The organism is Nitratireductor sp. GZWM139 (assembly GCF_030068685.1).
GTDB lineage: Bacteria > Pseudomonadota > Alphaproteobacteria > Rhizobiales > Rhizobiaceae > Nitratireductor > Nitratireductor aquimarinus.
Genome location: NZ_JAMQML010000016.1, coordinates 51,387 through 64,557, shown reverse-complemented (window position 1 = coordinate 64,557; position 13,171 = coordinate 51,387). Strand labels below are relative to the sequence as shown.

11 protein-coding genes are annotated in these 13,171 nt (G+C 61.6%); 6 read left to right on the top strand and 5 right to left on the bottom strand.

The genetic code is table 11. From position 1 onward, the window contains the following. Positions 1-75: 75 nt before the first annotated feature. The 6 genes from NDI72_RS17945 (at position 76) to NDI72_RS17920 (ending at position 7,893) form a co-directional block, all read left to right on the top strand. Positions 76-2,001, top strand: coding sequence for an ABC transporter substrate-binding protein (locus NDI72_RS17945; protein WP_283801250.1), 1,926 nt, complete (start codon positions 76-78; stop codon positions 1,999-2,001). Positions 2,002-2,076: 75 nt separating this feature from the next. Next, entirely contained in the window at positions 2,077-3,114 is a 1,038-nt protein-coding gene (locus NDI72_RS17940; protein WP_113157133.1) for an ABC transporter permease, read from the top strand. Beyond that, a complete protein-coding gene (locus NDI72_RS17935) occupies positions 3,111-3,983 on the top strand; it encodes an ABC transporter permease (RefSeq protein ID WP_206544987.1) in 873 nt (290 codons plus the stop codon). Before NDI72_RS17940 ends, NDI72_RS17935 begins: the two co-directional genes overlap by 4 nt. Positions 3,984-3,992: 9 nt before the next feature. Further along, positions 3,993-5,651, top strand: coding sequence for a serine hydrolase domain-containing protein (locus NDI72_RS17930; protein WP_283801248.1), 1,659 nt, complete (start codon positions 3,993-3,995; stop codon positions 5,649-5,651). Positions 5,652-5,668: 17 nt separating this feature from the next. Beyond that, the gene (locus NDI72_RS17925; RefSeq protein WP_283801247.1) at positions 5,669-6,784 is read left to right on the top strand and encodes a mandelate racemase/muconate lactonizing enzyme family protein; all 1,116 of its coding nucleotides are present in this window, start codon (positions 5,669-5,671) and stop codon (positions 6,782-6,784) included. After that, positions 6,781-7,893, top strand: coding sequence for an aminotransferase class I/II-fold pyridoxal phosphate-dependent enzyme (locus tag NDI72_RS17920; RefSeq protein WP_283801245.1), 1,113 nt, complete (start codon positions 6,781-6,783; stop codon positions 7,891-7,893). Before NDI72_RS17925 ends, NDI72_RS17920 begins: the two co-directional genes overlap by 4 nt. A 59-nt stretch (positions 7,894-7,952) precedes the next feature. Here NDI72_RS17920 and NDI72_RS17915 read toward each other — a convergent pair whose 3' ends face one another. The 5 genes from NDI72_RS17915 to dctP form a co-directional block, all read right to left on the bottom strand. Then, positions 7,953-8,852 (bottom strand): hydroxymethylglutaryl-CoA lyase, encoded by a 900-nt coding sequence (locus tag NDI72_RS17915; protein ID WP_283801244.1) that lies wholly within the window; start codon positions 8,850-8,852, stop codon positions 7,953-7,955. Further along, positions 8,849-10,126 (bottom strand): hydroxymethylglutaryl-CoA reductase, degradative, encoded by a 1,278-nt coding sequence (locus tag NDI72_RS17910; RefSeq protein ID WP_283801243.1) that lies wholly within the window; start codon positions 10,124-10,126, stop codon positions 8,849-8,851. Before NDI72_RS17910 ends, NDI72_RS17915 begins: the two co-directional genes overlap by 4 nt. 14 nt (positions 10,127-10,140) lie before the next feature. Beyond that, a complete protein-coding gene (locus tag NDI72_RS17905; protein ID WP_283801242.1) occupies positions 10,141-11,454 on the bottom strand; it encodes a TRAP transporter large permease in 1,314 nt (437 codons plus the stop codon). Further along, a complete protein-coding gene (locus tag NDI72_RS17900; protein WP_283801241.1) occupies positions 11,451-11,954 on the bottom strand; it encodes a TRAP transporter small permease subunit in 504 nt (167 codons plus the stop codon). Before NDI72_RS17900 ends, NDI72_RS17905 begins: the two co-directional genes overlap by 4 nt. A 65-nt stretch (positions 11,955-12,019) precedes the next feature. Further along, positions 12,020-13,054 carry a TRAP transporter substrate-binding protein DctP gene (gene dctP / locus NDI72_RS17895; protein WP_283801238.1) on the bottom strand — a complete coding sequence of 345 codons (1,035 nt, stop codon included), beginning with the start codon at positions 13,052-13,054 and terminating at the stop codon, positions 12,020-12,022. Positions 13,055-13,171 lie beyond the last annotated feature (117 nt).

Genomic DNA, 13,171 nt, shown 5'->3' with positions numbered 1-13,171 from the left:
CCTACCGTTTGCGCAAAAATAAGCCCGCCCAAAGGGCATATGGTTCAGCGCAGAATCTGAATTGAGGGGAATCCAATGCTCAAGAAAATCGCCCTGTTGGCCGCCTGTGCCGTGTTTGGCCCGGTCGGAATCGGCAATGCGCAGGTCAACAATCCCGGAACTCTGGTCTTTCTCTGGACTGACGGGATCCAGTCTCTCGACCCTGCCTATATCGGCAACACGCCGAGCACCTATGCTTCCTTGAACATGTACAACCGGCTTCTTGGCTATGACGGATCGAACATTTCCGAGTTCGTTCCTTCCATCGCCTCCAAGGTGCCGTCGCTTGAAAATGGCCTGATCGAGACGGGTGAAGACGGTTCGGTCCGCTACACGTTTCCGATCCGCGAGGGGATCTACGCGCACAAGGTCGGCCTCAAGGGCGCCGACGGCAAGATCGAGTGGCGCTACTACGACGAACTGAACGAGGAGGAGCGCGGGCGCATCGAGCCGGGTTACGGTGAGATCACCGCAGAAGATGTTCGCTACAGCTTCATGCGGGCGATCCTGCAGGGCGAATCCTGGATGGCCAATGCCGTGACGGAGATGGTGACGGCAGGGACCTATCCCAATATCCGCGCCTGGGCGACGGCGCTCGCCGGTGTCGAGAACTTCGATGATCTGGACGAGGCCGGCCTTGTCGCGGTGCATGATGCGCTTGCCGAGAAGATCACCGTCGAGGACGGCAAGCTCGTTCTCACGCTGGAGAAATCCTTTCCTGCCACGCTGGGCGTGATCGCCTTGCCCTACGCCACCTCGGTGATCGACAGGGAATGGGCTGTCGACCATGGAGCCTGGCCGGGCACGGCCGACAGCTGGGTGGAGTTCCACAAGCCGGACCTTGGCGAAAGCGCCTTGTTCGAACAGGTCAATGGCAGTGGCCCGTTCATGCTTGAAGAGTGGGATCAGGGTGAAAAGCGCCTCGTGATGAAGCGTTTCGAGGGCTATATGGATGGCCCGGCGCAGCTGGAACGCGTCGTGCTGCGCTCTGTGCCCGAGTGGACCACGCGACGCCTGCAGCTCGAAGCGGGTGACGCCGATGTGGTTGCAACGCCGGTCGAATTTCTCAAGGAGATGAAGACCCGCCCGGGCATCAAGGTTCGGGAGGGGCTGCAGAACATCTTCGGGCGCAGCCTGTTCTTCATGTGGCCGGTTCAGGCCGATGGCAATCCGGCAATCGGAAGCGGCAAGCTGGACGGGGCCGGCATACCGCCGGACTTCTTCGGCGACATCGATGTGCGCAAGGGCTTCAACTACGCGCAGAACTACCGGCTTCTTCTCGAGCAGGTGAACCTCGGCAACACGGTGCAGCTGCGCGGCCCGACGGTTCGTGGCCTGATGGGCTATCGCGACGACAGTCCCGTCTACAGCTTTGATCCCGAGAAAGCCGAAGAGCATCTCCGCAAGGCCTTCGATGGCAAGCTGTGGGATGTCGGCTTCGAGATGACTGCGTATATGACTGAGGGCACGCAGTTGGCAAACGCAGCGCTTTCCGTTCTCCAGCAGAATCTGGCGCGCATCAATCCCAAGTTCCGCCTCAAGATCCAGGCGCTGCCCTGGGCCACGATCTCCGACCAGATCTACACGAACAACAATCCGAGCCTGCCCATGGCCTATATGGGCTGGGGGCCGGACTATTCGGATCCGGGTGGTCCGCTGGGCGCCGCCACCTACTATCTGGCCAGCACGGGTCTTGTTGCAGGGTTCAGCGGTGAGGGCTATCGCGAGCTGATGCGCAAGGAGTTCGACGGTCTGCTCGCAGAGGCGTGGGCGCTGAACGATCCTGACAAGCGCCGGCCAATCTATGAGCGGCTGCAGGAAATGAGCCATGAATATGCGACCACGCAGTTCCTGTGGGAGGACTACACGCATGTGGTCTCGCGCGACTGGGTGGATGGCTACGTGCACAACATGATGCTGTACGGCGCATGGGATTTCTACAAGGTCACCAAGTCTGAATAGACGCCACGATCCATGAGCCTCCGCGCGTTCAGCGCGGAGGCCGCCCGGTTTCGCTCTCCCGAACACATGGATGCCATGCTGTATTATCTCCTGCGCCGAGCGGTGTTCATTCCCGTGGTGCTGCTTGCTCTCACCCTGATGATCTTCTCCCTGCAGATGATGTTGTCGCCCGTGCAGCGGCTCGCCGCTTATGCGCCCGGGCCGGAATTTCTGAAGGGGGGCAGCGCACAGATCGCCGCTCTCATTGAGAAATACGGTCTCGATGAGCCATTTCTCGTTCAGTACAAGGAATGGCTCGGCAATGTCCTGTCGGGCAATCTCGGCTGGTCGGAGACCGCGCGTGCGCCTGTATCCGAGGCGCTGCTGGACCTGTTTCCGGCAACGGCGGAGCTGGTCTTCTTCGCCTTCATCCCCAGCCTGTTGGGGGCCATCTGGCTTGGCACCAAGGCCGGCGTTCACCTGAACAAGGGCATCGACCATGCCATTCGCATCTTCACCATCATTGGCTGGTCGTTTCCGGTGTTCGTGTTCGGCCTGATGATGCTGCTGATCTTCTACGGCACGCTGAACTGGTTTCCGCCCGGCCGTCTCAGCCAGTGGGCGGAAGTGGTCGTGGCTGGCGACGCCTTCACCCGCTACACCGGTGTGAACACGCTGGATGCGCTACTCAACGGCAATATGGCGGTGTTCTTCGACGCTATACGGCATCTGATCGCGCCGGTCATAACGCTCACCTATGTCAACCTCGCCAGCATGACGCGGGTGATGCGCACCAGCATGCTGGAGACCCTGCGACAGGACTATATACGCACGGCGCGCGCCAAGGGGCTTCCCGAAAAGGTCGTTCAAAACAAGCATGGGCGCAGCAATGCGATGCTGCCCGTGGTCACCATCGCCGGCATGGAGCTGGCCTACATGATGGGGGGCGTCGTGATCACCGAAACGATCTTCGACTATCATGGCATTGGCAGGTTTGCCGCCGATGCCGCGTCCAATCTGGATTTTCCCGGCGTGCTCGGCTTCGCGCTCTATTTTGCGCTCGTTCTGGTCGTCATCAATCTGGTCGTGGACCTGCTCTATCCGCTGCTCGATCCGAGGGTGAAGCTGGCATGACCGTGCTCCGTTATCTCCTGCGCAATCCGCTTTCAATGTTCGGCATGGTTCTGTTGGTCGGCTTTGTCGTGGTGGCGCTCTTTGCGCCGCTCCTGGCGGTTCCCGAACCCTATCAGATCAGCCCTTACGACACGCCGCGCGCCGGCTTCTGGGCGCAGCCGCAGCCACCCTCCGACGAACATCCGTTCGGCACGACGCAGGGCCAGTTCGATATCTATTACGGCCTGGTCTGGGGCACCCGTACGGCTTTCAAGATCGGCCTTGGCGTCGTTCTCATTTCCGTTTTCGTCGGTGTACTCATCGGCTCTGTCTCCGCGTTCTACGGCGGTCTGGTCGATGAAGTGCTGATGCGCATCGTCGACGTCTTCATGGCCGTTCCCATTCTCATCGCTGCAATGGTGCTCACGGCGCTGCTCGGCAAGGGGCTGGTGCCCATGATCATCGCGCTGAGCGCGTTTGGCTGGATGAATTATGCGCGTGTCGTGCGAAGCGAAATCCTTCGCGTGAAGGAGATGGATTTCGTGCATGCGGCGCGTGCCTATGGCACGAGCGACAGGCGTCTTATCCTCCAGCACATTCTTCCCAACACCTTCTTCCCGGTTCTGGTTCTGGCAACCATGGCGACCGGCTCCATGGTTCTGGCCGCCTCGGCGCTCAGCTTTCTCGGGGTCGGAACGGAAGAGGGCTATGCGGACTGGGGCCAGTTCATCGCCTATTCGCGCAACTGGATCGTTGGGCAGGGCGATAACCCCTTTGCCTATTGGTACACGCTGTTTTTCCCGGGCATGGCGATCTTCCTCTTCGTTCTCTCCTGGAACCTGGTCGGAGACGCATTGCGCGACATTCTCGATCCGCGGATCGCAAAATAGGGGGCAATCTTGAGTTCAGATGTGACATCGCTCGCGGAGCGTTTTGAGAAGTTCGTCGCCCATGAAGTGGAGGACAAGGCTCTCCCTTCCGTGTCCTATGTGCTTGTCGACCGGGATGGCGTCCTGGCGAGCGGGCATGTCAGGCGCAGCGATCTGGACCATGCGATGGGTGAGGATACGGCCTTTCGCATCGGCTCACTGACGAAAATGTTCACGGCGCTTGCGCTGATGCAGCTTGCAGAAGCGGGCAAGGTCGATATCGATGCCGATATCCGGGAGTATCTGCCGGAATTTTCACCGCACAATCCCTTCGACAACGACCCGTCCGGGCCGCATGGCAACAACATCACGCTGCGCAAGCTGATGAGCCACACCTCCGGTCTGGTGCGTGAGCCGAAGAGCGGTCACTATCTCGATTCCCAGCGCCCGGTTCTGTCCGAAACGGTGCGCGAACTGGCGGAATCCACCCTGAAGGAAGACCCCAGCGCGGGCGTTTTCCGCTATTCCAACGCCGGCATTGCGGTCGTCGGGCGGGTGGTCGAACTCGTGTCCGGCTGCGATTTCAACACCTATGTTGCGGATCATCTCTTCCGCCCGATCGGTATGTCGAACAGCGCCAACACCGTATCGCCGGAACTTCTGGCGCGGCTTGCGCCTGCGTGGATGTGGACCATGGAAGCGGATGTTCCCGCACCCGTCTTTGATCTCGGTGGTTCGCCCGCCGGCAACATCTATTCGACGCTGTCCGACATGGGGCTCTTCGCCCGAACGCTCCTTCGTGGTGGCTTTACGTCTGATGGCGCCTCGATCATCTCGCCTGGAAGCCTGACGCGGATGTGGATGCCCGTCGGAGAACGGCCGCCGGGCTATAGCGGTGACCTGAAGGGTTATGGCCTTGGCTTCGGGCTGGGAGAGGTGGATGGCTGGATGTCGATTGGCCATGGCGGCGCGGTCTATGGTTTTGCGACCCAGATGACGCTTCTGCCGGCTGCCGGACTCGGTGCGCTGATTTTCTCGACACTGGATTTCAGCAACCAGATCGCCAGCCGGTTGACCGTGAAGGGGCTGCAACTCGCACTGGCTGATCGCAAGATGGGGGCGGCGCCGGTGCCGCCGAAGCCACGCACGCCTCTGGCTCCCGAAGAGCTGGAGGACCTCGTTGGCCATTATGCCGAGCAGGATGCTACCGAGGGCGAGGCCGTGGAAGTGCGCGCAAGCAATGGGCGGCTTTACCTTATGGGTGATGGCGTGCCGCTGGAACTTCGCCGCGTCTCAGGGGGCGATTTCCGGATCGATGGCCGCATCTACGGAGAGGGCGCGGATTACGCACATATGGATGTCGCTTTCCCGGCGCAGGACGAAATGCGCTGGAAAGAGAAGGAATGGCGGAAAACCCAACCCTGTCGAAGTGAAGTTCCGGCAGAAATCGCGCCGCATCTTGGCGATTATGGGCCAGACTTTAACGTCACCAACCTGTTTTACGCCAATGGCGGGCTCAAATGCCTGATCGAATATTTCTGCACGCATGCGTGCGAACCGGTTGGTCCGGGGCGCTTCAGGATGCACGGCATACTCTATGACAATGAGCTTCTGGAACTCGATGCCGTCAATGAGGAAGGCAGGCGGGGCATTCGTGTCGGTCAAATGTTTCTGGAGCGGCGACCCTGAGCGGTCACGAGGGTATCATGTCCATTTCGCATATCGAGATTTTCAAGGCGGGATTGCCGCTCAAGCGCCCGTTCCGGATCGCCATTGGCGAGACGAGCGTTACCGAGACGATTTTCGTCAGGGTGCATACGGATGACGGCCTCTATGGGCTCGGGGAGGCCAATCTCTTTCGGCCCGTGGTGGGCGAGACCCGGGAGGCCGCGCTGGCCAATGCGCGCGATCTGGCGCAATGGCTGATCGGCCGGGACCCGCTGGATATTGACGGTTGCGTCGCCGGCATGCGCGCCTTCCTGCCGAACAACGCCACGATCCGTTCGGCTTTCGACATGGCGCTTTACGACCTTCTGGGAAAGACGGCGCAATTGCCGCTATACGCGGTTCTGGCGGGGCCAAGGCGAGAGATCGTCACCGACAACACGGTGGGCATCGATACGCCCGAGACCATGGCTGCGCACGCTCTTGAGTTCCGCGAACGCGGCTTCACGGCGGTCAAGGTCAAGCTGGGCGCGGGCGTTGCGGAGGATGTGGCGCGCGTCGCGGCGATCCGTGACGTTCTGGGGCCGGACATCGCCATTCGGATCGACGCCAATCAGGGCTGGGACCGGGTGGAGGCGCTTCAGGCGCTCAGGCGATTGTCGGCCTTTGACATCCAGTATTGCGAACAGCCCGTTGCAGCCTGGGATTTCGAGGGTCTCGCCGCCGCACGTTCTCTTGGAGCCATCCCCATCATGGCCGATGAGGCGCTTTTCGACGAGCACGACGCCATGCGCCTCGTCACGACCGGAGCCTGCGATTATTTCAACATCAAACTGGCGAAGTCTGGCGGAATTCACGTGGCGCTGAAAATCAACGCCCTGGCTGAAGCGACAGGCATAAAATGCATGGTCGGCTGCATAACCGAGACCCGTCTGGGGCTCACCGCTGCCGCGCATCTGGTCTCGTCACGCGGAAATATCGTTTTCGCGGATCTGGACGGCGCAGATATGCTGCGTGAAGATCCGGTCGTTGGCGGCATGGTCTATGGCGAGGGCGGGCGCATTACGGTGCCCGATGCTCCGGGACTTGGCGCTGATCTGGATGCCGGTTTCATCGCCGGTCTTGAATGCGAAACCATTGGGCGGAATGCAGAATGATTGTTGAGGAGCCACTGGACGCGCAGGACAGAATGGATTCGCCCATCGGCGCGCGTATGCGCATCGGCGGCCGTGACGTCGATTACTTTTGCGGAACCAGTTACCACGCCCTGCATGGGCATCCCGTCGTCATTGAGGCGGCGGTGCAGGCATTGCGGACGTATGGGCTTGGCCCGGCAACGCGCGCCGACATGCCGGTCTATACGGAGACCGAAGCGCTGGTCTGTCAGCATTTCGGCTGCGATGCCGCAGCCTATGTGGCTTCCGGTTATCTCTCCATAATGGCGCTTCTGCTCGCCCTGCGTGACGACTACGATGTGGCCTTTGCCGATGAACGATCCCATTTCAGTGTGAATGACGCGCTGAAATGCGCCGAGCGGCCGGTTGTCCGTTTCAAGCACCGCGATCCGCAGCATCTTTCAGAGCAAATGCGCCGTCATCTAAAGCCCGGGCAGGTGCCTGTCGTGGTCAGTGATGGCGTGTTCCCGTCAACCGGTGCTCTGGCTCCGCTCGATGCATACGCCGATATTCTGGAAGCCTGGCCGGGCGGGCTGCTCTGCATTGACGATTCCCATGGTGTCGGAGTTCTCGGCGGCACGGGGCGTGGAACGCTCGAGCATTTCGGCCTTGAAGGGGACCGTGCGTTTTGCGCCGGCACGCTCAGCAAGGCGTTTGGCGGTTTTGGCGGCGTCGTGCCGGCAAGCCGGGCGCTTGCGGAGAAAATCGCGACCAAGGGCGGCGTCGTCGCAGGCGCTTCGCCTCCGCCTGTTCCGGCTGCGGCTGCTGCCGGCGCTGGGTTGCGGCTTTTCATGGAAAGCCCGGCCATGCTCCAGTCACTGCGCGCGAACGTGGCGCATATGCGTGCTGGCCTCGCCGAGCTGGGGCTGGCTGTTCCGCAGACGCCCGTGCCGATCTTCAATGTTCAGGCGTCGGTCGATCTGAAGCAGGTGAGCGAGAAGCTTCGCGCGCGCGACATCGTGGTGAAGCATGTGAGCGCCGGCGGTTACTCGGATGCGCCGCCGGTGGAAACGCTCAGGATCGCGGTCTTCTCCAGCCATACGCCGGAGCAGATCGATGGTCTGCTCGCCGGCCTTGCCGCGTATCTTTGACGCTGTCTTGTTGACGAGAGCGAAAGCCAGCCAGCTTTAGCACAGCTGGCTTTCCATCATCAGCACTCGGGCGCGCGGAGCGCCTTGTAGACGCGACTGGTCGGGGCGATGCCCATCGTGTCCGCGCAGAAGGAAACGGCGTCGAGAAGCGGACCGAGCCCGATGCCGGTCTCCATGCCCTGACCGTTCAGAAGATAAACGACATCTTCCGTCGCCACATTGCCGGCTGCGCCGGGGGCAAAAGGGCAGCCGCCGAGGCCGCCCGCTGCCGCATCTACGGTGCGAACGCCGAGCCTCACCGCTTCCCAGACATTGGCGACGCCCATGCCGTAAGTGTCGTGGAAATGGGCCGCGATTTCATCCATTGGAACGTTTTTCGCGACCGCTTCGACCACGGCGGCAATGCGCGCCGGTGTCGCCTTTCCGAGCGTTTCGCCAAGGGCGATTTCCTGGCAGCCCATCTCGCGCAGGGCCTTGGCCACCGGGGCGACGGCCCCGGGTTCAATCGGGCCGGCATAGGGGCAGTCGGTGATGGTGGAGATGTAGCCACGCACGAACACGCCCGCGTCACGCGCCCGCGCGACAATGGGTGCGAAACGCTGAAGAGAGGCGCTGACCGTGGAGCCGATGTTCTTTTCCGCAAAAGCATCGCTTGCCGCCGTGAAAACGGCGATGGCGCGCGCGCCTTCTTCAAGCGCCTGTTCCAGCCCCCGCTCATTTGCAACCAGCACCATGTCGCCGCCGCGTTCTGGCGCGCCGACGGCTTTCATGACATCCGCCGTGTCCGCCATGCGCGGCACGCGCTTTGGCGAGACGAACGCGCCCACCTCCATCCGCGCAATGCCGGCGCGGCGCAGCCGCTCGATCAGCGCGATGCGGTGGGCGGTTTCGATGTGTTCCCTGCGCGCCTGCAACCCGTCACGGGGTGCAACCTCGACGATTGAGACGCGCGTGGTCACTTGTCGCCCCGGATGCGCTTCAAAATCTCTTCGGCCAGATCCTGCCGCACCTTGCCGAGGGTCTTGAGTTCGCTCGCGACCAGATCGATCTCATCACCGACCGCGCCGACCATCAGGGCGACATTCTGCGCATGCAGCGCCATGTGTCCCTTCTGGATGCCGGTCGTGGCAAGCGCGCGCATGGCGGCGAAGTTCTGCGCAAGACCGATGGAAACCACGATGCGGGCCAGTGCATCGGCCGTTTCGACGCCGAGCAGCTTCAGATTGGCCTGGGCGGTCGGGTGGATTTTGGTTGCGCCGCCGATCAGGCCCACGGCCATCGGCATTTCCAGAATGCCGACCAGATTGCCGTCTGCATCCTTTTCCCAGCGCGACATGGAGCGATAGCGTCCATCACGCGCGGCGAAGGCATGTGCGCCGGCCTCGATGGCGCGGGTGTCATTGCCGGTTGCCAGCACGACAGCGCTGACGCCGTTCATGATGCCCTTGTTGTGGGTCGCGGCGCGGTAGGGGTCTGCATCGGCGAAGCGGTAGGCGGACAGCATGTCGTCGCGCACCTGTTCGCCGCCGATCTCTTCGAGCTTCCATACGGCGCGGGCGCGCACCACGCGCCGGTCTGCCAGATTGGTGAGAATGCGCAGCAAGGTGCGGGCGCCGGTCCATTCGGCGAGCCGGGGGGCCAGCGCCTCGGCCATGCTGTTGACGGCATTGGCGCCCATTGCGTCGCGCGTGTCGACGATGATGTGCACGATGGTCATCGGCCCTTCATCACTCGCAATGACCCGCACATCGATATCGCGGAAACCGCCACCGAATTTCACCAAAAGCGGGTCGGTTTCGTCGCAAATGGCTCGGATTTCTTCGATTTTCTCGTAAACCTTCAGGCGCACATTTTCGGGGTCGCTTGCGCCCAGAAGCTGGATCTGCGCCGCCATGACGGGGCCGCTGCCGGAGGTGAAGAAACCACCGGTGGAGCGGCAGCGCTTGGCTGCGTTGCAGACGGCGGCGACGACGGAGGATTCTTCCGTCGCCATCGGCACCAGCATTTCGCGCCCGTCGACAATCATGTTGGTGGCGATGCCCACCGGAATGGCCATGGTGGTGATCGCGTTCTCGACCATACGGTCGGCGAGTTCGATCTGACCTTCGGCTGCTGCGGTGAGGCTTGAAATGGCCTCGTTTCCAAGCTGCGCCTGCCGGGCAACGGCCTGGAGGCGCTCTGCCGGGGTCATCTTGTGAAGGCCTTCAATACGGGACGATTGGACGTCGCTCATCATGTGTCCTGTTGTTACTGAATCATGGTTTTGGGGAGCCAGAGCACCAGCTCCGGGAACAGCGCGCAGATCAGGATGCCGAACGCCTGAAGAAGCATGAAGGGAATGATGGCCCGATAGACCGTTCCCATGCCGATACCGGCCGGCAGAACGCCTTTCATATAGAAGAGCGTGTAACCGAAGGGCGGCGAGATGTAGGCCATCTGCGCCGACACGAGGAACAGGATGCCGAACCAGAGCCTGTCGAAATCCAGAAAGTCGATGACCGGCAGGAAGACGGGCACGCAAAGGAGAATGATGCCGATCTCATCAAGGAACATGCCGAGGAAGAACAGGATCGCCAGCATGACGGCCAGCACGACCCAGCGATCGGCGTCCATGTCCTGAATGAAGCCGAGCAGGAAATCCGCGCCGCCCGTTCCGGTGAAGATCGCGACGAAGGCGCGCGCACCGATGGTGATCCAGAGGATCATGGTCGTGACCTTGACCACGTCCATGCCAACCCCGCGCAGAAGCTCCCAGCCGAAACGGCGTTCGATCAACGCTGAAACGAAGGCCAAAGCAACGCCCACGGCGGCTGCTTCGGTCGGCGTGGCGATGCCCATATAGATGGTGCCCAGAACGCCAACGATGATGAGCATCGGCAGGACAAGGGACTTCAGCGCGGCTATGCGCATGGCCCAGGTGATGTCTTCATTCTCTTCCGGACGCGGGGCAATCGACGGGTTGAGCGCTGCACGCAGCACGATGTAGCCGATATAGAGCGAGGCGAGCAGAAGGCCCGGTATCACGCCGGCGATGAACATCTGCCCGATCGAGGCCTGCGCGGTGACCGCGTAGACAATGGTGATGACCGATGGCGGGATCAGGATGCCCAGCGTGCCGCCGGCGCAGATCGTGCCAATGGCGAGTTCCGGCTGGTAGTTGCGCTTGAGCATTGAGGGCAGGGCAAGCATGCCCATGGCGGCAACGGCTGCGCCAACAATGCCGGTCATGGCGGCGATGATCGTGCAGATGGCGATGGTGCCCACGGCCAGCCCGCCGGGCAGGCGGCGCGACCACAGTTCCATCGCCTTGTAGAGGCTCTCGATCACGCCCGAACGCTGCAAAACGCTGGCCATCATCACATAGAGCGGAATGGCGAGCAGCGATTCCGACTGCATCGTGTCAAAGAGATTGAGAACGGTGACGGAAAGGGCCGCCGGTCCCCAAAGGGTGATCGTGAAGACAAGGGCGAGCGAGCCCAGCGTGAAGGCGAGCGGAAGACCGGTCAGAAGCAGTCCGACCAGACTTGCGAACATGATCACCAGAACGAGTTCGGAGCTCATGGGCGCGCCTCCGTCCGTGCATCATTGCGCAGGGCGGACACCGCCTCGACCAGCGCCTGTGCGCACAGCATGACAAAGGCGAAAGGCACTACGAATTTCAGCCACCAGATGGGTGGGTTCCAGGCAGAAAAGCTCGTCTCTCCGAGCGACCATGCATTGACGGCCAGAGGCCAGCTCACGGCGGCGAAGACGGCCGCAAACACGGCGATCACGAGAAAGGCGAACACATTGAGCATGCGCTGAACGGGGGCGGGAGCCTTCTCGCTCACGATGTCGACCGCCACATGTCCGCGCAGATGCAGCAGATAGGGGCCGGCCAGCATGAAGTGTGGGCCGAAGACGAGCGTACTCGCTTCCATGGCCCAGACGGTGGGCGCATTGAAGGCGTAGCGCGCGATCACCTCATAGAGGAGCATCGGCACGACGGCGAAGATGATCACCGCAGCGATAACGAAGAGAACCCGGTTCACACCGGTGACGAAGGCGTAGACTGCCTGCATGGAAATGACATTGAGCCTGAGGGTCGATAGCGGGCGGCGCTGTGGCCGCCCGCCTGGAACAAGGGTCAGATAAGACCGAGCGACTGCATGAAGCCGATCTGGCTGTCGACGATCTTGGTCGCCAGCGGATCTTCCTTCGTTGCGGCTTTCCAGGATGTGACGGCCTTGGAACGGGCCTCTGCGACATCCGCCGGATCGAGGTAGATGACCTCGACGCCCTGCTCGCGATATTTGTCGAGCACCTGGCTGTTCTGCACGATGATGCGCTGACGCAGCGAACCCGAAATCTCGCGGGCTGCGACGGCAAGGGCTGCCTTGTAGCTTTCCGGCAGTGCGTCATAGGCGGCCGAATTCGCCACATAGCTGGTGGCCGTCGTGGGCTGGTGAACGCCCGGCAGGATGATGAACTTCGCGACTTCTGCGAGGCCGGCCTCGTAATTGGCCGTAAGGTCGCCACGGTCTGCAAAGTCGATCAGGCCCTTTTCAAGACCGGAATAGACTTCGGCCGTCGCCATCGGCGTGACCGCAACACCCAGATCGCCCATCACCGCAGAAGCGAGGCCCACAAAGCGGCCCTTCTTGCCGGCCATGTCGGCAATGCTCTCGATCTTGACGGTCGAGTGCATCGGCTCTTCGCCATAGACGGTCGGCGCGATGTAGGTCAGGCCGGCCTTGCCATAGGCTTCACGGGCCATTTCAAGACCGCCGAGCTCATAGAACCAGGCTTCGTACTGGTCGGGATCCGGGAAACCGAAAGGAATGGTCGAGGTGAAGGCGAAAGACGGGATTTTGCCGGCTTCATAGCCGTCAAAAGTCTTCATCAGCTGGAATGCGCCGCTGCGAACCGCATCGAACGCCTGATTGGCCGGCACGAGCTGGCCCGCCGAGAACAGCTTGATCTCGAACTGGCCGTCGGTCAGCTCCGAGACACGCTCGACAAACTTCTTCTCGAACTCAAACGGCGTTGTTCCGCCGTCCCAGAGCGCCTGCATGCGCCACTGGACTGCTGCTTCTGCGCGCGCCACTGCGGGCATAGCCAATGCTGCTGCACCGCCCAATGCGGAAGCCGTCAGAAAACGGCGTCTTTTCAAATCGGTCATTGCTTCCTCCCAAGACAGCATGTTTGTTCATAAGCGCAAATTGTCCTAAAATGAATTGGGACAATCAAGGGACAGTTTGACGCAAATTGGCGATGACTGTCCCAGCAGGAGGAATGG

Bases quoted from the DNA above. Each gene is read 5' to 3' on its own strand.
- NDI72_RS17945 (WP_283801250.1), top strand. From the start codon at position 76: ATGCTCAAGAAAATCGCCCTGTTGGCCGCCTGTGCCGTGTTTGGCCCG.
- NDI72_RS17940 (WP_113157133.1), top strand. From the start codon at position 2,077: ATGCTGTATTATCTCCTGCGCCGAGCGGTGTTCATTCCCGTGGTGCTG.
- NDI72_RS17935 (WP_206544987.1), top strand. From the start codon at position 3,111: ATGACCGTGCTCCGTTATCTCCTGCGCAATCCGCTTTCAATGTTCGGC.
- NDI72_RS17925 (WP_283801247.1), top strand. From the start codon at position 5,669: ATGTCCATTTCGCATATCGAGATTTTCAAGGCGGGATTGCCGCTCAAG.
- NDI72_RS17920 (WP_283801245.1), top strand. From the start codon at position 6,781: ATGATTGTTGAGGAGCCACTGGACGCGCAGGACAGAATGGATTCGCCC.
- NDI72_RS17910 (WP_283801243.1), bottom strand. From the start codon at position 10,126: ATGAGCGACGTCCAATCGTCCCGTATTGAAGGCCTTCACAAGATGACC.
- NDI72_RS17905 (WP_283801242.1), bottom strand. From the start codon at position 11,454: ATGAGCTCCGAACTCGTTCTGGTGATCATGTTCGCAAGTCTGGTCGGA.
- NDI72_RS17900 (WP_283801241.1), bottom strand. From the start codon at position 11,954: ATGCAGGCAGTCTACGCCTTCGTCACCGGTGTGAACCGGGTTCTCTTC.
- dctP (WP_283801238.1), bottom strand. From the start codon at position 13,054: ATGACCGATTTGAAAAGACGCCGTTTTCTGACGGCTTCCGCATTGGGC.